The following is a 23,684-nucleotide window of genomic DNA, read 5'->3' as shown; positions in this document are numbered from 1 at the left end:
CCTCCACACGCTTCGCCCGAGACAAATGTCCTGAGGTTCGCCCGACCACCGGCAGTTACCTACCTCCCCTCCCCACCTCGAACAGCTGGGCACTCCACCCCACCGCCTGCTGCGAACGCGCTACCGCACCCACGGCAGCCAGGTGCTTCGCAATCACACGGGCCGTGGGCAGCTGCGATCCATACAGAACGAGGCGTGATAAATCTTCCTCGTAGTCATGATCCTCGGCCCCGCTTTCCTGCAACACTGGGGTCACCAGGAACAGCTGCGCCCCAAAACGTAGTACGGCAGCTACCAGCTGTTGCAGCTCTATAGCTGGCCAACGCCGCCACGGATCAACCAGCACCACAGCATCTACCTGCTCACACAAAGTAGCCACTGTGCCAGCCCAATCCGCCCGGCGCACATCCTCACCGCTACGCCCAACCGTTGGAGCGTGCAGTGCACTATAGCGAGCACGATCCCGGCGGCGTGGAGCAATATCGCGCAGCATAACCTCCTCTGCGCTGGCCCCAGGCTCCGTCATCGCTGCAGTTGTTGCACCTACTGAAATCCTTGCGTCATCTTCTGCCTCCGAAAACGACCCCAACACCACGGCGTTGGCCTGCGGTATCTTACGTAGAATCTCATCCGCATACACCGCCGCGGCCGGACCTCCCACCGCGCACCGAAGCGAGCCAGCATCCTGTCGCGCTAGTAGCTTGCTGCTCAGAATCTCCGCTGCGGCCGGGGCCGACCACTGAGCGCTGGAGGCCGCCTGTTCGTGTTCCTCCACGGCCAGTTGTGGCTGGTTTTGCACAATGTAGTCCCAGCGGTGCTCGCCCGTATCAGCCGGATTCTGCAGTGCCTGCCCTAGCTGGCCAAGTGCTGCGGTCTTGGCGGCTGCCGGCCCGGCAATCCAATCCCTTACTGGAGAATCCGGGTTTGCTAACTCGCTGCCCAGCGCAGTGAGGCCGATTCGAACGGCCCGTTGGTCCGCCACATCCTCCGCTGAGCTATCCAGTGCTGCATCCGCCGACAAAGTCACTAACCCCACTGCCTCCAAGTAACGCGCAATCCGGAGAGCCAGCTCCTGCTGCAGGCCAGTTGCTGCGGCCAGTTGATCCACTCGATCCGCGCCCTCATCAATCAGGCCAAAAATCCCCAACCCTACGGCTTGGCGCACCAGAATCGCCGACCCCATCTCGGTGAGTTCATGCAGCTCAATCACCGCATTACGGTGGCTCGTCACAGCCCCTGTCTCCGCCCCCTCACTGTCGCCCTGCGTAGCCGTCGCCCCTGCTTCCGATTGTGCCGGTGCCATTGCGCGCCAGTACCCCGTAATCTCCACGTTTTCCCGCGGAATCCCCAGAGCTCGAACCCAGCGTCGGATCGCCTTCAATCGCCCGGCCTCTCCCGCAGCCCATACATAGGGCATCGCGGCGGGCTCGGCCGCCCACTCTGGGTGTTCTCCGTACAACTCGGTAGCTTTCGCCACGAAGTCCCCGCCCTCGTCTCGCACCTGCCAGTGAATGTCCACCTGTGCTTCGAACTCCAGTCGCTGGACATGTGCCCGCGTGGCTACCTCAATAATCGCCACTGCCCTATACCCGGCGGGCAAAGACTCTATACAGCGAGCAATCGCCGGCAGCGCCGTCTCGTCGCCCACCATCAGTAGCCACGGAGTGTGGGTGGGCAGCGCTGCGCAAGACTTCGGCCCTGCGATATACAGGGGATCTCCCGGTCGAGCTCGTACGGACCAGTCCTCGGCCAGGCCTTGGCCATGCCGCGCGAAGTCTACGACGAGGCGGCCCTGGGAGGCGTCGAATGAACGGACGGTATATGTCCGAAACAGATCTTTGACCTCCTCTTGCCATAGCACCGTCGCGTCCTCCCGTGTGATGGGGTGAGGGCGCTCCCCGGTGGCCGGGTCTGGGAAGATGATGCGGATATCGTCGTCGAAACCATCGCTGACTAGCGGTGGTGCGTCTACGCCGAACGCACTATGGGCGCGTAGTTGTTCGCCCGTCAGAGTAATGCGACGCATCCCTGGTGTGATGTCCTCGATGTCATCGACCTGCAGTTCGCGGATCGTAATGGGGTAGATTTCCCTGTCTCGGCTATTCCTCGCCATGGTCATTCCTTTCTCGTTTCTGGGTTGGCGGTGTGCGGTGAGTCGGTGTGTAGCGGGTCAGTGCGCAGGGTCGGCATGCGGTGGGGCGGCATGCGCAGGGTCGATGCCTGTCGCCTCGGGTGCTGGCCGGTCAGCCGAACTCTTGTTCAGCAGCCGCGGTGCCCATTGCTGGAAAACGTTCTTCCAGCCATCGGCTTTCACCAGCTGCGCGTGCGTAAGTTCAAGCTCGCTCACCCGCACCGGATACGCCCCCGGACGGCGCCTCCACGCAGCAGCCGGATCCCACTGCCCGTGTGCCACATCACTGTTGTTTTGCGTTGCCACCACTAGCTCGACCCGGCCTTCGTAGCTGGTGGGTGCTGCTGTGTGCAGCATCTGCATGCAGAAACGGATGTTGCTTTCTATATCGACGCCCACAGTGCCCAATTCGTGTGACATCCCATCGGCACGCGCAATTGCCCGAACGTCGTAGTCACCAAAGGCTGTCCTGCCATCGGGCGTGCCCGGCGGCCAAGAATGCGTACCGGAGCTGGGGCTGCTGCCGCTGGGGTAGGCGTCAAGAATTCCTAAGAACCGCACCTCATAGCCCCGGCGCTGCAACGCGGCAGCGATGTTTTCAGCCACCACGCCACCGAAGGAGTAGCCCACCAACGTGAAGGGTCCTTCTTGTTGCTCGGCCAGGATCTGTTCGGTGTAGAGCTCCGCTAGCTCGGCCAGTGTATCCACCTGGGGTAGCGGGGACGGTAGTTCGATCAGGCGGGTGTCGAACTCAGTGTCCGCCAGAAGGCTGGCCAGCGGGGCGAAGGCCAAGCCATGTCCGCCGATCGGATGGAGGCACCACACCGGGCGGCGTTGCGAATGCTCGGCAGTCTGTAAGCGCTGGGATTGCTGCGGCTTCGGCGGCTGCTTAGCCTTCATAGCTCCACCAGTGCCCTGCCCCAGCCGTTCCGCGATGGCTGCCGGAGTACCAGCATCCACAATGTCCTGGATCTTCAACTGCATGCCCTGCTTGCGCAGCACACCCATCAAACGTATGGCCAGCAGGGAGTCACCACCGGAGGTGAAGAAGTTCTCTTCGGGGCCGATCGGGTTGCCTAGCAAGCTCTCCATGGCGGCCTGCACCTGGGCGCATACGGGGTTGTCCTCAGAAAGCTCCCGGTTACCGGTATTGCACGTATCCGCTTCCTCTACTTCGCTGTGCCCATCTACTTCTATTTGCCCGTCCGCTGGCTCCTCAAACTCGCCGCGCTCCGGAAGCAACTCCACCAACCGGAGATCCCTACCGGTGGCGGCGTCGCACAGTGCATTGAGGAATGTGCCGAACCACCTCGCGGCGGCGTCAGGAAGAATGCGTTCCACCACATCCGGACGGTGCACCAGCGTAATCTCCAAAACGTCCCCGGGCGGGCACACGACAGTCAGCGGGTAATGCGTGCGACCGCTGGTGCGCAGCCCCTGGATGCGCAGGCACGACTCGGAGGTCTCCACTGTGTGTGGACCGCTCGGTGCACCGAAGTGTGCATGATGGTCGTACACCACCGCGGTGTCGAACAACGGTGCACTTCCCACCAGGGTCTCGATCTCCTGTAGCGGCGTGGTCTGGTTCTCGCTGATCAGCGCCATGGTATCTGCCACCTGTCGCACGGTATGGCGCAGCGTGTGCCCCGGTTCGAGTTGTACGTGCAACGGGAGTGTGGTGATGAACATGCCCACCGCACTAGCCATTCGCGGCTGCTCCGCGGACCGGCCGGAAAGAGTCACCCCCGTAGTCACTCGGCGCCCACCATGCAGCGCAGCCAGCGTGAGCAACCATGCGGTTTGTACCAGTACACTGGGTGTGGTTCCTAGGCTCGCCGCGGCGGTTGCCACCCGCCCATCTGTGTCGCGGTGCAGTACGTGCGGCACCTCTGGGGCTTCTGTTGTGCTCTTTTTACTTGACGCCACCGGCCGCAAGCCCGCAATCACACCTCCGTGCTCGCCTGTGCGGCTGGCCTCATGGGGCTGATCGGTGCCGGTGAAAATCTGTTGCCAGGCGCGGTGTTCCCGCTCCAGTTGTTCGACGCTGCGTTGGCACAGGCTTCGAGCAAATTCCGCGAAGGAGGGCGCGGGGTCCAGATCCTCGCCGCTTAGCAGTCGCTGCAAATCCTGCAGCATCACGGCGGTGGACCAGCCATCGGTGAGGATGTGATGGCTACCCAGCACAAGTGTGGCAGGGCGGTTGGTTTCTAGTCGGTTACTCTCTGGCAACAGCACCAGGTCTGCGGTGACTAGCGGGCCGGATTCCAGGTCCACGGCGCGGTGGCCGCGCAACTCCCGTAGCTGTTCCACGAACGCATGAGCTGCAGCCGGTGAGAAGTCTCTGCAGTCGTGGATTGTCCAGGGCAGATCGAGCCGCTCCGGAATCAGCATCAGCGGGAGGTCGCTGCAATCGAACACGGCGCGCAGTGCTGCGTGGCGGCGCAGAATTGCCCGCATCGACTGGTGGATAAGCTCTGGGGAGGCCACACCAGTAAGGTCCACGGCGGCGGCAATGACGTAGCGGTCGGTTCCGGCCAATCCGTGGAACAGCAGCCCCTGCTGGGAGGCAGTAGCCGGGACAATGTCTTCCAGGGGACCGTGGGCGGCTTCCAGGGAGCGCAGATGAGCAACGCTGAGGGTCGGTGTGGGCTGGTTGGTTGAGCTGTGGCCTAGCCGAGGGTTCGTCGGCTGTGTATCGAATGCCCGGTAGTCGCTAGGCAGTGCTTGGCGCAGTACCAACCGATCCGCGACCAGCAGGTCCCGCGCCGCACGCTGTAGCTGTTCGTGCAGTTTCTCCAGCACGGTCGGGGATGCATCCCTGAGTGCTGCCAGGTCCGCCACGTATTCCACGTCTGCGCCGTCCGAGGTGAGGAAGACATTTATCGTCAGAGCCTCCGTCATCCGCCGGTCGTCGGATTCCAACACGCCGAAGCTCTCCTCCGGCTGTGCATCCAGAACATTAATCACCACACGACGGTTTGGAGGGCACGAAGCTGGATCCCACGGCTGAGCCTGCGACTCGGCCTCGCGCCCAGCGCGAACCCACGCTGCCATAAGCCTCGGAGAATTGGCGGATGAATGAACGGAGGCACCGTCAGCCCTCGCAGAGAAAGCCCAACGCTCCTCCGTAGTGAACCAACCGATCAGCTCCATGCAATCCACCGCGCTACCGGTGCTGCCATAGTCACCAGAACGAGTGGCACCGGTGCCGCCATCGCGGCCGTGCCCTTCCACCACCAGCTGAAGCTCGGTCAAACCTACGGCCTGTAGCGCTTGCGCTAACAATGACACCACCACGACCTGTCGGTCTGTTCGAAAACGCTGCGCCAGCTCGGAACTCATCGCCGCAGCGTCCGGCATCGCAATATTTCGCCACATCATCGTGGCCTGCCCCCGTGGGCATAGCAGTTTCTCCGGCAACTCCGGCAAGACCGACAGCTCCGCCGATCCCGGTGGCACGTTCTGCACGGCCTGGTGCTCCACAGCACGCTGCATCCCGTGGGCGCGCAGGAGGCCGGTGAGCGCGGGAAGCTTCACGTTGGCGTCAATTAATACAGCATTCCACTCGCGCTGCAGGTTCGGCCAGGACAGCGCATCGATCGCCAGGTGGTGCACCATCACCAGCGCGCCTTCCCTGCACAGTCCGACCTGCCACATCACTCCACCATCGGGGGCTATGCCGGCGGCCAGCTGCTCCACCGGATCTGGGCCGTCCGGCGCAAGCTCCACCACAATCTCCTCGGCGTTAGCCAGTGGCACACGCGGGATCAGCTGCACTACGTTGTCCCAGTCCAGCAACATCCGCAGGCTCGCATGCCGGCGCTGAAGCACCTCCACCGCGCGTAGCACATCGGCTTGGCCGCACCCGGGTGGCATATCTAGCCACCGGTACATCACGTGGCGACGCATCGCATGCACGGTGGGCGCAGCTGCAATCTGCGTGCGTGCCACCGGACTCCACGGCAATACACCCCAATCCAGCCATTGATTGTCCCCATTATTGGATCTCGAATTACCCCCCTTGCCCAGGTCTTCACCAGAACTAAGGAAGGTCGGGCGCGCAGCCTGCGAAACCTGGGGAGCCTGCGGATTCTGCGGAGGACGGAAGTCTAATGGGATCTGCGCTAACGCAATGCCGCCCATTAGGTCCTTCGGCTGCAACAGCAGCCCCTGCTGACGTGCGCGAGAGGCCACATGAAGAGCAGCAATACTCTCCCCTCCCAAACTGATGAAGTCCTGATCAGGATCAGTCTGCTGCGGCGGTAGATGGAGAACATCACACACCGTGCGATGCAGCAGGAGGTGGGCAGGGTCGAGCGGCGCAAGCAGGTCGTTTTTACCGCTTGTAGTTGCGTTACCTGCGCTAGAGACCTCCACGGGTTCGGTCGCCTCGGGAGCTGCGGTATCCTCCTTCGCACCAGCGGTCGGCGGCTGCAGTCCGTATCCGGCGATGGCCTCCCGGTCGATCTTGCCGGAGGTGGTGGTGGGCAGCGCTCGCACTGGATGGATGCGCCGGGGGATCGCCGCGGCGGGTAAAGCAGCTTGCAACTGGTGCCGGATAGCGGTCAGATCTGAAGCGTCCATGGGCCAATCCCCTACCACCGCAGCAACCAACACAGTGGCCTGCCCACTGCGATTCAGTGGTGCCACGGCGCAGTGCCGCACGCCGTTCACGCTGGCTAGTACAGCTTCCACTTCGGCCAGCTCCACGCGCTGCCCATTGATCTCGACTTGCTCATCGGCACGCCCCAGAAACTGGTAGCCCCGCCCAGGAATCCATCGTGCCCGATCCCCGGTGCGGTAAATGCGCTCCGGAGCCCGACGCGGGTCGATGCGAACGTCCTCCTTGAACGCCGCATCGGTGGCCTCCGGAAGGCCACGGTAGCCGAGTGCCAGCTGTGGACCGGCTAGAACCAGTTCGCCTACTTCTTGGTCTCCTACCAGCTGCAGGGCGTTATCCACCAGGTAGGCACGCATACCGGCAACGGGCCGCCCCAGGTGTGCCACGCCCGGCTCCACTCGGGCCAAAAGGGCATCTACAGTGCTTTCGGTGGGGCCATAGGCATTGACGACCTCCAGGCCGGTGGCCGCCAGGTGATCCCACAGCTCAGCGGGCAGCTCTTCGCCACCCAAAACCACTAACTGCAGGCTCGGTACTTTCTCCAATAACTGCGCGGCCAACAACGCCTTCATCATGGAGGGAGTCGTATCCACCACATTGATCTGCTGTGTAGCGAAGTGTTCCACCAGCTTGTCTGCATCCCCAGTGGCCTGTTCTGGGTAGAGGTGCACGTCGTGGCCCGCCAGCAGCCACAGCAACTGGTCGAATGCTGCATCGAAACTGAAAGACGCCGTATGCGCCACCACCGCGTGCGGCCTGTCGTACAATCCGCTGCGGTGTTGGGCAAACAGAGAGCTAATGGCACGGCGGGGAACCTCCACGCCCTTGGGCTTGCCGGTGGATCCAGAAGTATAGATCAGGTAGGCCAATTGCTCCGGGTCTGGACAGGCTGCCGATTCCGCGGACCGTTCTACGGCGTTCTCCTCCGAGGTGGTACTGCCCAAGGCTAGGGCGTAGCGGATGGCCGCCGCATCCACACTAGCTACCGGTTCAGCGTTCGCATGGATTTGCTCACGGCGCTGGGCAGGACTGGTGGGATCGATATAGACGAAGGGCACACCCGCGGCGAAAGCGGCTAGCACAGCAAGGGCCAATTCGCGCCCCCGCTCCATCTCGAGAGCGAGCACTGGTCGCGCCCTATCTTGCTCGGTGACTTGTTCCGCCTGGCGCCACCTGTCGCTTCCCAGAACCTCACGGCGAAAGTAACTAGCCAGGCGATGTACTGCAGCGTGGAGATCCTTGCTGTTCAGCACTGCAGCGCCCAGTATCTCGCGATCCAACATCTCAGTTCCGGGCTCGGTATCCCAGCCATCGGCAGTGTGAACCACCAGATGTGCCTGTGTGTGGTTTCGCAGCGTGGACAAAGCGGTGCTCAGAGCGTCCTGCGATCGGCTATTTTCGGCCACTTCGACACCTTGGGCGCGCCGCTGCTCTAACATTTCCACGCGCCGTCTCTGGCTATGCAGTGGCAGCTCCCCGATCTTTCGGGATGTGTCTTCAAGCGCCTGACACGTGAACTCCCGCAGTGCCTCCAACCGAGCCCGCGCATGCTCGGCACTCACGCGGGCCGGATCCGTCTCAAAAGCCATGTCCAGTCCGCCATCCTCGGCCGGGGTGAGCACCAATCCCAAATCCTCCGGCGGCCCACCCGCCACATTGCGCAACCGCCCCGGAACCCCCGCGAAATCCGCCCGGGTGGTGAAGGCCTTAGCATTCACTCCCACTCCGTGTAGCACGTCAGCCACCCGGGAGTCCCCCGTGATCTGCGGTAGGCTCTCTCCACGCAGTCGCTGGTGGGCCAGTAGACCATGCAGCGACTCCACCGCATGGTGTAGATACTCCTGCACCGTTTGTTGATTGTCGACGTTGACTCGCAGTGGCAGCACATTGACGGCCATTGCAGGCGTGCGGAGCTCTCGCGTATGCGAGCGTGCCATCACGGGCACAGCCAGGAATTGTTCGCTGGTCGAGCGTGGAGCCAACAGACGGTGAACAAACGCCCCGTACAGTGCGATCATGAGCTCTACCCACGTAATCTGCTCATCAGTAGCGGCTTTCGTGGCCTTCTCCATGATCTCCGGCCCCAGGCGCATGGTGGTGGTGATTGTGGTTTGCCCTGTGCCTTCTACCTTTGTGGCCGTATTCATCGTGGCGCGCTCAGCAACTTCCGGAAGCTGTGCGAGTACGGACGTCCAATACTGTTTATCCCGGGTATGCTCCGCGGATTCGCGGTACTCCTGATCCAGCGCCACCAGTTCGGACAGCGAAGCTGCCCGGAATGGACGAGCCTGCTTTCCTGCCACGCGAGCGGTATAAATCTGACTAAGGCGACGCGTGAGCAGGGAAGCCGAGAAGCCATCGACAATAAGGTGATGATAAAGCTGGACAACCCAGGTCTCGGTGACGTCGAGAAGAATAATGACATAACGACACAACGGTTGATCCACCATGGTGCGCATCGTCTCGGCACATTCGGCGCGTAGCGCATCTACCCAGGCTTCCGCGCTGCGCTGGGGATCCGCGGCGTGCCGCACGTCGATCACGCGGTCGACCCCGGGGCCTTCCTGTACCACGGATTGTTGCGGGGTAAGGCCATCCGTCGTGACGCGCACGCGCAATGTCTCAGCTTCCTGTTGCAGCTGTGCGATGGAGTGCTGCAGAGTTTCCAGCTCGATGTGCCCTGGCCCCAGGTGCAGTACCTCACCAACCACGTAGTAGGGCGATTCGGGGTTGAGTTTTTGGGCGTTCCAGACACCGTATTGAGCGCTCGTTAACGGCAGCGTAGAAGACAAGTCAAGTTCCTTGTGAGTCGGCGGGCGGCAGCGGGGAGGCGAGTGAGAGAACAAGAAAGGGCATAAGAAAACACCCCACGCTGCCACACCGGGCGACACATTCGCGAGGGGTGCTGGAGAAAAAGAGACTAAGAGATCTCTTTCAAGGTAGGCTTGACCTGCTCCAATACCCATGCACGGGACAGGGCGGTCGGCGTGTTCAGGCCAGCAACCACAGCCTCGTTACCCGCCAGGGTGGCGCCGAACTTGACCTGCGGCAGGTCTGAGTAGCCCGGGATCTTCTCCACCTCCGCGATGTCACCGGTGCGGTTATAGATCACCATGAAGTCCGCAGCCAGGGCGGAGACGTTTTCTGGCGACAGAGTCACGCGCCCCTGCTGTACCTCGATTGAGCCGTCGGTCAGAGATTCCGGGAACTTCATACCCAGGTCGTAGATAAAGGAGGCTCCTGGATCCTTCGGGTCGGCCACAGCTCCAAAGGATCCCTGAGCGAACTGGGAGACCACACCGGTCTTACCCTCGATATTCGGCAGCTCGGACTTCGCATCGGAGAAGACTTTCTCATCCTGGTCGATGACTTCTTGAGCTTTATCTTCCTTGTTGAAGATCTTGCCGAGCTCCTTCAACTGCGACTTCCAGCTGATCCCCTCACCCTCGGTGCCAATACCACCCAGAGTGGGCGCGATCTCGGAGAGCTGTGTGTAGTTATCCTCGGAGATCGTCCAGTAGTCCCCGACGATGAAATCCGGAGCAGCGGCGGCGATCTCTTCCTTCGGCAGAGTCTTGAAATCGGTCTGCTTGATAATCTCCACGCCATCCAACTTGCCGTCGCGCCACGGGGCATTCATGTCCTTAGCAGACACCACCACGGCGGAGGGCTTGATGCCCATAGCCAGCAGGTTGTCGATGGCTGGACCAATGGCAACGACGCGCTCGGGGTTTACGGGGTATGTGTCTTCCCCCCAGGCGTGCTTGATGTTGACTTCGGAGGCATTATCGCCGGAATTCGCTGCGGAGTTTGCGCCTGAGGAAGTATTTTCCGCCTTGTCATCTGCATCGGAGCTGCAGGCTCCCAACACCAGGGTAGTGGAGAGCACGGCGATGCTGAGCGCACGGACAACGTTTGAGTTCTTCATTCTGAATGGGTTTCCATTTCACTAAACGAACAAGATTAGGTAAGGCTACCATCACCAAGGGTAGGCTAACAAGGGCAATCTGAGACTTTTTAACTTAATTTGGATCGGGGAGGGCACGACGATCCAGCTTCCCATTACTGCTCAGCGGCAATGCCTGCAGAGCCACTACACGGCTGGGAACCATGTACTCCGGTACTGATTCGCGCAGCACAGCAGCCACCTCCGTAGGCGGTAGTACCACTGCTTCCTGATCCCACACCACATAGCCCACCAGCACTGGTGAATCCTCGCCAACGACACGACTGGCCGCCTGCCGCACACCAGGAACCCGTCGCAGCGCCGCATCTACCTCTCCCAACTCCACTCGGTTGCCCCGGATCTTCACCTGGTCACCCACCCGACCTACGAATTCCAGCAACCCCACCTGGTTCCATCGTGCTAGATCTCCGGTGCAGTACATTCGGCCGCCATCAACCTGTGGGTACCAACTGGGCACAAAAGATTGTGCCGTTAGCTCCGGGCGGCGCCAATAGCCAGTAGCCACCTGCACCCCGGCAATGCAGAGCTCACCCACCTGGCCAGGATCGGTAACCTCTTTCCCATCCTCAGCGCGCAGATAACAGCTCACATTGTCTTGAGGCAGACCCAACAGCGACGGTTGCCGACCATCCCCCGCGCTGGATCCCGCCAGCTCAGCCAGCAATTCCTCGGTATATTCAACCCACAGCACATCCATCGCGGCCTCCGTGGGCCCATAAAGTCCATGCACCCGGCAACCGATCTGTCGCAGGCACCGTTCTGCCAGCGCACTGGGCACAGCCTCGCCACCTAGCAGCAGATGCTTGAGCCCAGCCAACCTTTCCAGAGGCTCACCCATGTCGTCCATGACATCCAACAGCGTGCCGAGCATACTCGGCACCATCGACAGCACACTGACCTGGTAATCCACCAGCAAATCCAAAAAGCCATCGATATCCCCCATCCACCACTGTGAATCGGGCATCACCACCGTTCCACCATTAGCCAGGGGGTTCAGGATCTCCGCGATACCCACATCAAACACCGCCGGCGCCTTCTGCAGCACACGAAGTTCCTCGCCAGGCCCCACGATCCGGGCGCTCCATTCCAAATGGCAGGCTACGCCACGGTGAGTATTCACCACCGCCTTCGGCCGCCCGGTCGAACCTGAGGTGAACGTGATGTAACAGGGATCCTCCGGGCAAATGTCCGTGTTCACCTCCAACAGCGCACCGCTCACCTGCAGCGAGCCACCCGATCCATCTATATTTTCGCGGTCACACTCTGCGCCACCAATCCACACTTCAGCGACGCAAGCTTCGGCGACGACTCGGCGCAGCTCCTGTTCCGCAGACTGCTCCACACCGAGCAACATCACCAGCTCCGGCTGAAGATCTTCCAGCTGCCAACGCAAACGCTCTGTTGGAGAATCCACCTCCAATGGACAATAGACTGCGCCCGAGTGAAGAATCCCTGCCACCATTACCGGTAGCCGAGTATCCCGGCGCGCCAGTACCGCGATCCGGTCCCCTCTACCCAGCCCGCGGCTGCTAATACTGCCGGCCACTCGCCTGGCACCTCTAGCCAGTTCTGGCCAAGTAATGGCCCCAGCAGGCCCCGTAACCGCTAGCCGTGGGCTATCTACCCCACACTCCTGGACTGCCGCACAAATCATCGCATCCACCGTGGCATAGCGCTGCTTCACTCGGCGGCCATGAGGCCGCGGTGCTGGAAATGCACTCATGAACGCACCTCCGCCCGAACCCCAGCCTGCACCCCAGCCCGCATGCCAGCCTGCACATCGGCGGCATTATCGCCCAGGCCGTCCCCTACACCGAGCCCAGCTACTACCCGATCGGAAAGCTCGCCCAGGCAGCTCAGGTTCGCAAACCCCGGCCCCTGGCGCATACCTGCCAGTGCCGGAACAAACAGGTGCGGAACCAATCCCTCCACTGCCAGATCTGCCCCAATACTGGCCTCCCAGGCCGGAACGGAGCTCAGCGCTGCATCGGACTGGTTGCCTAGTGCGCGCTCCAGGAGGAGGCGCACCTGTGGCGTCATCACATCACAGAACCACAAGGGCCTACCACCGCGAGCGTCAATGACGAGATCGCACAGCTCGGTGTAGGAGCCACACACTTCATCATCAATATGCACCCGCAGTCGAAAATCAGCGTCCGGCGAGCTCGCCAGCTCCACACGGCGGACAACGCCACAGCGATGTGCCACGCGATCATCGGAATCTAACACCTGCTGCACCCGCACAGAAAGCACCCCACGGTCAGTTCTGCGGATGAAGTCTCTACGCGCTGCTTCGCTGAGTGTCACCCATTTGCGCGGATCTGTATACAACTCGTTTTCGAATTGACTCTCCCCACGACTGAACATCGTGGCCAGGGGCGATACGGCCAGAGCTTCCTCAATATTGAGGTGAATTAGCTGGTCCAACACGGAAGCTGCAGATTCCCCAGTACCGATCACCACAACACGAGGGACCTCGGGGAGGCTTCCACGCGCCTTGAGATCCCAAAATTCTGCCACAGAGAGCACACCCGGAACATCCGAAATTTTGCCGTCGCTACGGCCAGGGCCGGTAACGAGCACACTATCGGCCTCCAGAGTGAACTCGGCGCCACGTGTGTCCTCGGCAGTGAGGCGCCACCGGCAGGGCTGGGAGGCAGTGCCGGTGGCCGTGCCCGTAGGGCTAGTGGCACTACTTTCAGTGGTCACGTCGAGTAGCCGCACCGTTGCTGGAACCACCCGCATTCCCATCTTTTGCGCCGCCCACTCCAGGTAGCTAGCCCACAGGTAGTGCGGTGGGTTGGGGTGGCCACGGTCGATCCAAGAGGCATAACGATCGGACTCCGTAAGGAAGCGCACCCAGCTAAGCCCCAGCATGCTCCGGTCCACGGCCTCGTTGAGCTCGCCCGCGATGCGCGTGCGGTAGGGAAATCCCAGATCTTTATCGGGCGAGGTTCCCAGCAACTGCCGCCCGTCCGTCCACCCACCGCAAGGCTTCCAATTACCGCCAATGCCGTGCGGATCCAGCACGGTTACTTCCGGGGTTGGAACGCCCAGGCTGCGCAGAGCGTGGAGTTTCGCCTGAACGGCTAGCGCTTTTGGCCCCGCTCCGATGATCGCCAATGATTTCAACTTACCATTCCCTTACCAAGTGAAGGCTTACCTTACACATAGACGGTAGTATGCTTACCCATGATTGACAATGACCCCCAGCAACAGCCTGAGTCACTGCTCACAGGAAGCCCCCAACCCCGCCCGGAGGAAATACTGGCCCGGTTGCGCCACGACATCCCGACAGCGGATTTCCTCCCTTCCCCGCCACCGTTACCGCAGATGAACCCTCCCTTTTCCCTACGCCCTGCGGACCCAGATCCCGAATCTTCCGATGCCGATCTGGTGGCCGAGTGGATGTCCCGCCCTCACTTGCGCGAGACGTGGGAACAACCCTGGCCAGCCGAACGCTGGCGCCAGGACTGGGTCGCAAAAACTCACACCACCTACGCTCGCGCCGCAATACTGTCCTATTCGATACCCCGCTCCCCCCACATCCGGGCTGCAAAGGAAGCCACGAGGGGCGATGCCTCCGCAGCTCCTACACCGTCTGACGAGAATGACGCCACAACCCCGGTGGGGTACGTGGAAATCTATCGCCCGCACCGGGACGAGATTGGCAGCAGCTATCTCTCTCAACCCCACGACCTGGGAGCCCATATCGCAATCGGCAAGCCAGAACTGACTGGCCATGGGATCTTCTCTTCTTTTCTGAGCAAGCTGGCCGCAGCACTGCTAGAGCAAGACCCGCAGTGCCAGCTGGTGCTTGGCGAGCCGGACTATCGCAACACCCGCACGCACCGGGCGCTGGCCAAGGCCAGTTTCCAAGATTTCGGCGAGCGACAGCAGCGGGCAGACCGGCGCGTACGGTTGTTCGGCTTAACACGGCCTAGCGCAGGGCGTGAGCCGCAACAGCGATTGGAGGCCACGCCATGAGTGTGCGCACCAGCCGCCTACTGGGTCTGGGGGTACTACTCCTACTGGTCGTCAGTGGCACGATCTGCAGTTTCCTGTACGGCGCCCGTTCCATCCCCGCAGAGGAAGTGTGGACTGCACTTCGGGATCTCCCGGCTACCAGTAGCTCCCCGGAGGAGGTTCCAGTCAACCAACGCGTGGTCGCCGAGCTGCGCCTGCCACGCACCATATTGGCCATTATCGTGGGCGCGGCACTAGGCGTAGCCGGCGCCCTAATCCAGGGACATACCCGCAATCCCCTGGCGGATCCGGGGATACTGGGAATCAGTTCCGGCGCGGCACTGAGCGTGGTGGCCAGCTACGCCCTGTTGGGCATCAGCGCGCCTTGGGCGACTGCGGTGGTTGCCTTCCTTGGTGCAATCGCAGCGACGGCGCTGGTCTTCGGCCTAGCTTCCGCGGGCAGAGCCACGGTAAATCCCCTGACCCTCGTGCTGGGCGGAGCCGCGCTGTCGGCAGTGCTAAGTGCCATCACGAGCGCCTTCGTTCTCACAAGTGAAAACAACCTGGATAGGATGCGCTTCTGGACCGTCGGTTCCCTAGCGGGCCGGGATATGAACATCGCGCTCAGCGTCTTGCCGTTTGTGGTTCTGGGGTTGATCCTGGCCTTTGCCACGGGCCCGCAGCTGAACATCCTAAATCTGGGCGACGACGTGGCTGCTGGCTTAGGTATCAACACTGCGGCCGCGCGACTAGGTGGCATGGGCATCATCGCACTGCTGGCAGGTGCAGCCACTGCCGCTGCAGGACCGCTGGGCTTCATCGGCCTGGTGGTACCCCATATCGTCCGAGCCCTCACCGGCCCGGATTACAAGTGGATTCTGCCGTACTCCGTGCTAGCCGGTGCAGCACTACTTCTTTACGCGGACGTGGTGGGGCGCCTCATCGCCCGGCCCGGCGAGCTCCAGGTGGGCATTGTGCTGGCGTTCGTGGGTGCACCGTTCTTCATCGTCTTGATTTACCGAAAGAAGGTGGCGACGCTCTGATGGGGCTCAACAAGACTTCGCGCAATAGGCTCACCGCTACCGAGCGGGTTCCAGGCCGTCCGGCATTCAGGGTCGGGCCAATCTCCTTCGTTTGGCGCCCACGAGTGCTGCTTGTATGCCTCATTGCCGCGGCCCTTATCGTTTTCTTGGGAGCATTTTCCATTGGACTAGGTGATTTCCCCATCTCCGTTTCCCGAGTGCTGGAGGTTGTCTTCCGCGGGGATGGAAGCCGCGTGGAAAGGCTAGTGGTCCTGGACTGGCGCATGCCCCGTGTGGCAACCGCCATCGCGGTCGGCAGTGCTTTGGGGCTTTCTGGCGCGCTAACTCAGACAGTCACCCGCAACGCACTGGCCAGCCCGGATATCCTTGGTATCACCACGGGCGCCTCAGCCATGGCCGTGACGGTCATCGTCCTCGGCGGTGGCAGCGGATTTCTCAGCTGGCTGTCCGGAATCGGAATCCCTCTGGCCGCACTACTAGGGGCGATACTCAGCGCTACAGCGATCTGGGCACTGGCGTGGCGGCGCCAGGCGGATTCCTACCGACTAGTGCTCTTTGGCATCATCATCACCGCGCTGCTCAGTTCCTACATCAATTTCCTTATGATCCGCTCGGAGCTACGGAATGCTACCCAAGCGCAGTTCTGGCTCACAGGCTCCTTGGCCACAGCGGGCTGGAATACCACCATCCCGATGGTGATTCTGGTGATCGCGTGCTGTCCCCTACTGGCCTGGATCGGCTACCAGGCGCTGGCCACCACTTTGGGACCCGATCTGGCTCGGGCACTCGGCCAGCGGGTCAACGGTGTACAGGTCGCGATGCTGGCGCTGGCCGTGGCCCTAGCTGCGGTAGCAGTCTCCGCCGCCGGCCCCATCGGCTTCGTCGCCTTCGTAGCACCCCAGGTGGCCCTTCGAATGTGCGGCGTACCCACCCCACCGCTTGCGGCTTCGGCGCTCACCGGTGCAGTACTGCTGCTGGGGGCGGACATCGTCACCCAAGCGATTCTGCCGGTGGAACTTCCGGTGGGCATTGTGACCTCCGCCCTAGGTGGCATCTTCCTCATCTATCTGCTCGTTCAACGCACTAGGAGCACAGACGCATGACCTCTTCCACACCCCAGTCAAATACAGCACAGCACAACACGGCACTACCAAATACAGCACAGCCAAGCGACACCAGCGGCGTAGTTGCGTCCTCGATCACGGTGGGCTACGGCGAGCGCACCATCATCCGCGACCTTAGCGCCACGTTCCCGGCGGGCAAGATTACTACCATCGTGGGGCCCAACGGCTGCGGTAAGTCCACATTGCTGCGTGCCATGTCCGGCCTACTTGACCTCAATACGGGAACCGTTCGTGTGAATAACCAGGACATCACGGCCAAGAAACGCAAGGAGGTCGCCCGACTATTGGGCGTACTTCCCCAATCGCCCGTGGCCCCAGAGGGCCTGCTGGTCTCCGATCTGGTGGCTCGCGGGCGGCACCCACACCAGGCGTGGTTCCGGCAATGGTCTTCCACGGACGAAGGGGCGGTACTCGAGGCCCTGGAGCAAACAGATTCCAAGGATCTTGCTAACCGCACGCTGGATGAACTCTCTGGCGGCCAGCGCCAGCGCGTGTGGATTTCCATGGTGTTGACGCAGAACACCGACATCCTTTTCCTCGACGAGCCGACCACCTACTTAGACCTGGCGACTTCCGTGGACATCTTGGAACTGGTTGAGGACCTGTGCCAACGGCTTGGCCGCACCGTGGTTATGGTGCTGCACGATCTAAATCTTGCGGTGCGTTATTCCGATTATCTAGTGGTCATGAATGAAGGCCAGGTGATGGCCTCCGGTTCGCCTTCGGAGATCATTACTGCAGAGCTACTGCAGCGGGCTTTCGACCTGCGAGCACGGGTGATCGAAGATCCGGAGACTGGCGACCCGCTCATCATCCCTCTCAAGAAATCCAAAAATAACACCCTTGATTAGCCTAACCTAAGTCGATTACAGTGTCCGCTATGGATTTCAACATTCCTCCGCACCTAGCTACACGGCAGCCAACCGAGTCGCCGCCGGAGCAAGCGCAACTACAACAAACGGTGATCGTGACAGGTGCTGCTGGAGGCATCGGCCGCGAGTGTGTGCGCCTGCTACGACAGAACGATCACACCGTGATCGGCTGGGATCTACCGGAAGTAGACATCACCTCTTCAAACCCGACTGACCCACGCAGCGTGGAAAGCCACCTGTCGAAAGCACTGGCAGCTCACGGGCACATTGATGCACTCATCCACTGCGCGGGAACCTTAATCCCAGATAGCGCACTGACGGGCCCCACGGCAGTTGACACAGTTGACACAGTCTCGGGTATCGGTACGGACCCCGACGAGACCGGAGCCTGGGAAAACAACTTCGCTGTCAACGTCACCGGCTTAGCCCGCACATGCTCCGCAATCGCCCAGCACATGGTGGATCGCGGCACTGGAGCAATTGTGGCAGTGACTTCCAATGCAGCAGCACAGCCCCGGGCACGCATGGCCTCCTATGGAGCTTCCAAAGCGGCAGCGACTGCCTGGTTGAAAACTCTGGCGCTAGAGTGCGCCCCACACGGGGTGCGCTGCAACAGCGTATCCCCTGGTTCCACAGACACCGCGATGCTACGCACCAGCTGGCACGGCGAGGATCGAGCCGCGCAGACCCTTGCCGGTGTACCGGAGGACTACCGGTTAGGCATCCCCTTACAACGCATCGCGCAGCCAGAAGATATCGCGGCAGCATGCCTCTTTCTTATCTCCCCTGCAGCCTGCCACATCACCATGCACGACCTCCGTGTTGATGGTGGCGCCACCCTAGATGCCTAGCCTCTGTACCCCACCAGCCCAACGAAAGGTTATCTCTATGGCGATTCCACCCATTTCGCCCTATCCCATCCCCACTCCATCCACCACACTGCCCGCCGATTGTCCGGCGAGATCCTGGGCCCTGGAGCCCGCACGCGCAGCACTGCTGGTGCACGACATGCAGAAGTACTTCCTAGCTGCCTATGACTGGAACAAAGAACCGCTACACTCGGCGCTCGCCAACATTGCGCGCCTCATCACCACGGCGGATCAGCTGGGTATTCCTGTGTTCTATTCCGCCCAGCCGCCGCAACAGCACCCCACCCGACGAGGGCTCTTAAGCGATATGTGGGGACAAGGTTTACAAACAGCCGAGGAAGCGTCGATCATCAAAGAGTTGGCGCCAGGCAAGCATCACCAGATACTCACGAAGTGGCGCTATTCCGCATTCGAGCGCACGGACCTTTACCAGTCGCTGGCTTTCGCTCGGCGGGATCAGCTAATTATCACCGGGGTATATGGCCACATGGGCTGCAAGGTCACCGCGGTGGATGCGTTTATGAAGGACATTCAGCCGTTTGTGATCACGGACGGAATTGCGGATTTCACGGCACAGGACCACCAGGAAACGATTGATTGGGTAGCCAAGCGCTGTGGAAGAAGCCTGGATACGGCCAGCGCGCTGAAACAGCTGGAGGTGCACGATGGTCCGCCCAGTGGGGAGGCTAGTGGCCCACCCAGCTTTGTCATGAGCGACAGCGACCAGACTCTGACAACCTGCGGCGTCAAAACTCGTTATGGCACGGTAGAGCAAGCCGCCGCAGCACTTCGTAGGGCGGCGGAGGCAGGACGGGAAGACGTCGTGGTGGGAGCGCTGCCCTTCGATCCAGACACAGCACCGGTATTGCTGGCCCCCGAGAGCTTTCAGCGGCACGCGGGAGCTCCGCGTTGGAAGACGGCTCCATTGGTTCCCGACGTGGTGGACATCTCACAACGCCCCAGCCTGCAAGAGCATGGCCGGCGGGTTAGCCGTGCCGTGGAGGCGATTGGGCGTGGCGAGTTTCAAAAGGTGGTGCTTTCCCGCGAGGAGGAGTACACGCTGGCTAGCCCTGTGGAGCCGGAAGCCCTGCTACGAGGGTTCATGGAAACCTCCGCCACGGGGCACGGGCACCTGGTAGCTACGACTAACGGCCCCGAAGAAGCTTTCTTCGTGGGATCTAGCCCGGAGCTACTGATCCGCAAGGAAGGCGCGCGGATTGTTTCCCACCCGCTGGCCGGAACTATCGCTCGATCGGAGGACCCGGTGACGGACTGGGCGCGGGCAATTGAGCTCACGCTCTCCCACAAAGACATCGCCGAGCACCGCTTCGTGACCACGGCCATCCGGAAGGTTCTTGAACCCCTGTGTACTCAGCTACACGTTCCGGAATTACCCACGCTGACCGCCACGTCGCACACCTGGCACCTAGGAACCCATATCGAAGGCACGTTGCGGAACCCTGATACCTCCGTTCTGGAGTTGGCTGCGTTGCTACACCCCACTCCGGCAGTCAATGGAGCACCGTCCGCTGCTGCGTTGGACTTTTTGCGCCAGCAGGAGCCGGAGCGGGGTCTGTACGGCGGCGCCATCGGATACGCAGATTCCCACGGCGATGGCGAGTGGCGGGTAGCTATCCGAAGTGCCACGGTTCAAGGCTCCCAAGTGTCTGCCCGAGCCGGCGGCGGAATCGTTGCCGAATCCCAGCCAGACCAGGAGATCGAGGAAACCAACTTCAAACTCGGTCCGGTGCGTGCGCTGTTGGGACTGGCCGCAAAGGGAGATACAGAAGGCACCGCGCAGCCCCCGTCAGCACACATAGCGCCCAATCCCGAGCCCCACCTCAGCCCGCTTAACGGAAGCCACGGCCCAGAGGTACTGGCCAACCACATGCCCCGTACCCTCGCGCAGGAATACCACCGCCAGGGAATATGGACCCACCACACCCACTGGGATGTCTTCCAGCAAACGGTTGCCACCTTTCCCAATCGACCCGCCACGACGGACGGCCACCGCAGCCTGTCCTGGCACGAACTAGACAACAGCGTCGAGACCGCCGCCCACTACCTTCACCAAGCCGGAGTACGCCGGGGCGATGGCTGCATCCTGCAGCTTCCCAATAGTGTGGTGTTCCTCGAAACTCTCTTGGCATTATGGAAGCTCGGCGCCATTCCCATCTTCGCCTTGCCTGACCTCGGCTCCACGGAGGTGCGCCACTTCGCCAGCCACGCGCCAGCACGCTTCTACATCAGCACGTCACGCCCCGATCGGCACCTTGCGGGCGTCCACGCCACGCTACAAGAGCCGCTGGACGATGGCCGCACTGTTCGAGCGATCCTCATCGACGAGACCGCCGAATCTCCCTGGGCTACCGAATCAACGGGGCACTCGGAGGCTGCAAACGAAGAGTCACCCGCCCCTCCAACCGCCGATGTAGAAGCAGACGAGCTTGCGTTCCTGCAACTCTCCGGTGGCACGACCGGCCTACCGAAGCTAATCCCGCGAACCCATGCGGATTATCTCTATTCGATCCGTTGTGCGTTGCAAGCCTGTGACTTGGAGACGGAATCTTGCCTGCTCGTCGCTTTGCCCGCGGCGCATAACTTCACTCTCAGCTCGCCGGGAATTCTGGGTGCGCTGCTGCGCGGAGCGCACATCGTTTTCGCCAAATCACCGATGCCCAGCGATCTGCTGCCTGCCATTGACCGCCACGGTGCGACTCACCTCGCCCTGGTACCTCCGGCGGTACTGGGCATTCTCCACGCACCGGCTCGCGATCGCCACGACCTACGCACTCTGCGCACGCTATGGGTGGGTGGGGCGAAGCTATCTGCCGAGGTGGCCCGCCGCATCCGGCCGGAACTCGACTGTCAACTGCAACAGGTTTTCGGCATGGCTGAGGGACTCGTAAACTTCACACCGTTAAACGCCTCGACCGAGGAAATAATCAATACACAGGGTCGCCCCATGAGCAGCCACGATGAGATTTGCATTGTTGATGACGCCACGCTCCCCCTCCCCGAAGGCCACCCCGGACACCTACTCACCCGCGGGCCGTACACGATCCGGGGCTATCACCGTGCTGAAGAGATCAACTCTAGGGCATTCACCGAAGATGGCTTTTACATTACTGGCGACATCGTCACCGTCGACGATAGTGCTCTGACGGTTGTCGGCCGGGCAAAGGATCAGATCAACCGCGGTGGGGAAAAGGTGGCTCCGGAAGCAGTCGAAAACGCGTTGCTCAGCCATCCGGATATCCACGATGTTTCGGTGGTTGGCACTCCGGACGACAATCTGGGCGAAGCCATCACGGCCTATGTGATCCTGAGGGATGGGGTGGATGATCTAACGCCACTTGCTGTCCGGAAGCATGCTCGGGCTGCCGGTATCGCGCGGTTCGCAGTACCGGACCACGTGCACATCGTGGAGGAGTTCCCCACCACCGGGGTGGGCAAAGTGAATAAACGAATCCAACAGAACAACGCAGATAGCACGGCCGAACGGAAGATTGAGGTAGCGAACTAATGGAACCAATCACTGAAGACCAGTTGCGCGGATGTGTAGCCGAGACGATGAAGATGGAGCCAGCGGAGATCGAGGTTTCCGAGGAACTCTATGACCAGGGTATGAACTCTCTGCAGCTAGTTACGGTTCTCACTTGGCTGCAGGAGAAAGGCTACGATGTGAGCTTCGCCGACTTAGCGGAGGATACTCGGCTGACGGCCTGGATCGAACTGCTGGATAGTTAAGCTAGATGTGGGTCTAGGCGGGCAACAGGCTGACACCCGAACAGATGCAGGTGGGTGTGGCATGACTCGGTCACGTGTACACGCGGACGCACCGTGAGGGTCTCCACTCGCCATGGTCCACCCTCCAAACCTCACCCGTGCCTCCACTCTCCACGCTCAACGCTGCACTTTCCACGGGTCATCCGGGACAAATGTCCTAAACGCCCCGAAGTTAGACCCCCACGCCGGCAGTTACCTACCTCCGCTACACCCCAACAGCATTTGTCCCCTGCGAGGGCGTTAGCAAGAAACGAAAAAGACCCCCTACCACAGCAAAGTGCGGGAGGGGGTCTAGCGCTACAGCCGCCTAAGCAGCCGTAGCTGCCATAGCAGGCTGAGCTCTCAGAGCTGCAGGGACTAGCGAGCCTTCTCGATGATCTCGGTCAGGCGGAAGTGCTTGTCCTTGGACAGCGGGCGGGTCTCCTCGATGCGAACGCGGTCGCCTACGCCGGCGGTCTCGTTCTCATCGTGGACCTTCACGCGGGAGTTACGGCGCATGATCTTGCCGTACAGTGCGTGCTGCTTGCGGTCCTCAAGCTCGACCACAATGGTCTTGTTCATCTTGGTGGAAACAACGTATCCGGAGCGGACCTTGCGGGCGCCCTTCTCGTTCTCCACAGCTGCGTTGTCATTCACGGTTGCCTCACTCATGCTGCGTCACCACCTGGGTTGGTAGACAGCCCGAGCTCGCGCTCGCGCAGGACGGTGTAGATGCGGGCGATGTCGCGCTTGACAACACCCAGACGACGGTTGTTGGTCAGCTGGCCGGTCGCAGCCTGGAAGCGAAGGTTGAACAGCTCTTCCTTCGCCTCGCGCAGGCGGGTGGTCAGCTCTTCGTTGTTGAGCTCGCGGAGCTCATGTGCCGGAGTTCCGGTAGCCATTAGAACTGATCCTCCTTCTTCACGATGCGAACCTTGCAGGGCAGCTTGTTACCAGCACGGCGCAGTGCCTCCAGGGCGACCTCTTCGTTCGGGTAAGAGGCCTCGAAGAGGATACGACCCGGCTTGATGTTGGCAACCCACTTCTCCACGGGGCCCTTACCGGAACCCATACGCACGCCGAGCGGCTTCTGGGTCAGCGGACGGTCCGGGAAAATGTTGATCCACACCTTGCCACCACGCTTCATGTGGCGGTTAATGGCGATACGAGCGGACTCGATCTGACGGTTGGTGATGTAGGTCGGCTCCAGGGCCTGCAGGCCGTAGTCGCCGAACGTTACGCGGTTGCCGCCCTTGGACACGCCACGACGGGTCGGGCGGTGCTGGCGACGGTACTTAACGCGCTTCGGGATAAGCATGTGTC

The 23,684-nt window shown here is 61.4% G+C and carries 15 protein-coding genes; 7 read left to right on the top strand and 8 right to left on the bottom strand.

All coding sequences use genetic code 11. The annotated features are described in order from the left end of the window. Nucleotides 1-55 precede the first annotated feature (55 nt). The 5 genes from MHX63_RS03845 to MHX63_RS03825 all read right to left on the bottom strand — a co-directional run bounded on the left by MHX63_RS03845 (nucleotide 56) and on the right by MHX63_RS03825 (nucleotide 13,851). On the bottom strand, nucleotides 56-2,113 hold the full coding sequence (locus MHX63_RS03845; protein ID WP_239387310.1) for a siderophore-interacting protein: 2,058 nt from the start codon (nucleotides 2,111-2,113) through the stop codon (nucleotides 56-58). 57 nt (nucleotides 2,114-2,170) lie between these two features. Continuing rightward, nucleotides 2,171-9,544, bottom strand: a complete 7,374-nt coding sequence (locus MHX63_RS03840) for a condensation domain-containing protein (protein ID WP_239387309.1) — start codon at nucleotides 9,542-9,544, stop codon at nucleotides 2,171-2,173. Nucleotides 9,545-9,672: 128 nt separating this feature from the next. After that, entirely contained in the window at nucleotides 9,673-10,680 is a 1,008-nt protein-coding gene (locus tag MHX63_RS03835; protein ID WP_239387308.1) for an ABC transporter substrate-binding protein, read from the bottom strand. 94 nt (nucleotides 10,681-10,774) lie between these two features. Continuing rightward, on the bottom strand, nucleotides 10,775-12,442 hold the full coding sequence (locus tag MHX63_RS03830) for an amino acid adenylation domain-containing protein (RefSeq protein WP_239387307.1): 1,668 nt from the start codon (nucleotides 12,440-12,442) through the stop codon (nucleotides 10,775-10,777). Beyond that, complete coding sequence (locus tag MHX63_RS03825) at nucleotides 12,439-13,851, bottom strand: SidA/IucD/PvdA family monooxygenase (RefSeq protein WP_239387306.1); 1,413 nt, start codon at nucleotides 13,849-13,851, stop codon at nucleotides 12,439-12,441. Before MHX63_RS03825 ends, MHX63_RS03830 begins: the two co-directional genes overlap by 4 nt. Nucleotides 13,852-14,052: 201 nt before the next feature. On the opposite strand from MHX63_RS03825, the gene MHX63_RS03820 reads away from it, so the two are divergent. Genes MHX63_RS03820 through MHX63_RS03790 form a run of 7 tightly spaced genes read left to right on the top strand, consistent with a single transcriptional unit; the run spans nucleotide 14,053 to nucleotide 22,343 of the window. Beyond that, nucleotides 14,053-14,706: a GNAT family N-acetyltransferase gene (locus MHX63_RS03820; RefSeq protein ID WP_230580592.1), complete on the top strand. Its 654-nt coding sequence runs from the start codon at nucleotides 14,053-14,055 to the stop codon at nucleotides 14,704-14,706. After that, nucleotides 14,703-15,728, top strand: coding sequence for an iron ABC transporter permease (locus MHX63_RS03815; protein WP_239387305.1), 1,026 nt, complete (start codon nucleotides 14,703-14,705; stop codon nucleotides 15,726-15,728). The genes MHX63_RS03820 and MHX63_RS03815 overlap by 4 nt, the downstream gene beginning before the upstream one ends. Then, nucleotides 15,728-16,831, top strand: a complete 1,104-nt coding sequence (locus MHX63_RS03810) for an iron chelate uptake ABC transporter family permease subunit (protein WP_239387304.1) — start codon at nucleotides 15,728-15,730, stop codon at nucleotides 16,829-16,831. Before MHX63_RS03815 ends, MHX63_RS03810 begins: the two co-directional genes overlap by 1 nt. Further along, nucleotides 16,828-17,703, top strand: a complete 876-nt coding sequence (locus MHX63_RS03805) for an ABC transporter ATP-binding protein (protein WP_239387303.1) — start codon at nucleotides 16,828-16,830, stop codon at nucleotides 17,701-17,703. The genes MHX63_RS03810 and MHX63_RS03805 overlap by 4 nt, the downstream gene beginning before the upstream one ends. A gap of 29 nt (nucleotides 17,704-17,732) precedes the next feature. Next, the gene (locus MHX63_RS03800; protein WP_049780521.1) at nucleotides 17,733-18,575 is read left to right on the top strand and encodes a 2,3-dihydro-2,3-dihydroxybenzoate dehydrogenase; all 843 of its coding nucleotides are present in this window, start codon (nucleotides 17,733-17,735) and stop codon (nucleotides 18,573-18,575) included. 37 nt (nucleotides 18,576-18,612) lie between these two features. Then, nucleotides 18,613-22,119, top strand: coding sequence for an isochorismate synthase (locus MHX63_RS03795; RefSeq protein WP_239387302.1), 3,507 nt, complete (start codon nucleotides 18,613-18,615; stop codon nucleotides 22,117-22,119). Continuing rightward, nucleotides 22,119-22,343: a phosphopantetheine-binding protein gene (locus MHX63_RS03790; RefSeq protein WP_034984987.1), complete on the top strand. Its 225-nt coding sequence runs from the start codon at nucleotides 22,119-22,121 to the stop codon at nucleotides 22,341-22,343. The genes MHX63_RS03795 and MHX63_RS03790 overlap by 1 nt, the downstream gene beginning before the upstream one ends. Nucleotides 22,344-22,739: 396 nt before the next feature. On the opposite strand, the gene rpsQ is transcribed toward MHX63_RS03790, so the two are convergent. Genes rpsQ through rplP form a run of 3 tightly spaced genes read right to left on the bottom strand, consistent with a single transcriptional unit; the run spans nucleotide 22,740 to nucleotide 23,679 of the window. After that, the gene (rpsQ, locus tag MHX63_RS03785; RefSeq protein ID WP_005291953.1) at nucleotides 22,740-23,033 is read right to left on the bottom strand and encodes a 30S ribosomal protein S17; all 294 of its coding nucleotides are present in this window, start codon (nucleotides 23,031-23,033) and stop codon (nucleotides 22,740-22,742) included. Further along, the gene (gene rpmC, locus MHX63_RS03780; RefSeq protein WP_005291954.1) at nucleotides 23,030-23,263 is read right to left on the bottom strand and encodes a 50S ribosomal protein L29; all 234 of its coding nucleotides are present in this window, start codon (nucleotides 23,261-23,263) and stop codon (nucleotides 23,030-23,032) included. The genes rpsQ and rpmC overlap by 4 nt, the downstream gene beginning before the upstream one ends. Next, nucleotides 23,263-23,679 carry a 50S ribosomal protein L16 gene (gene rplP / locus MHX63_RS03775; protein ID WP_005291957.1) on the bottom strand — a complete coding sequence of 139 codons (417 nt, stop codon included), beginning with the start codon at nucleotides 23,677-23,679 and terminating at the stop codon, nucleotides 23,263-23,265. The genes rpmC and rplP overlap by 1 nt, the downstream gene beginning before the upstream one ends. Between the last annotated feature and the right edge of the window lie 5 nt (nucleotides 23,680-23,684).

Source organism: Corynebacterium sp. ACRQK (genome assembly GCF_022345965.1).
Classification (GTDB): domain Bacteria; phylum Actinomycetota; class Actinomycetes; order Mycobacteriales; family Mycobacteriaceae; genus Corynebacterium.
This window is presented reverse-complemented; position numbering and strand designations above follow the sequence as displayed.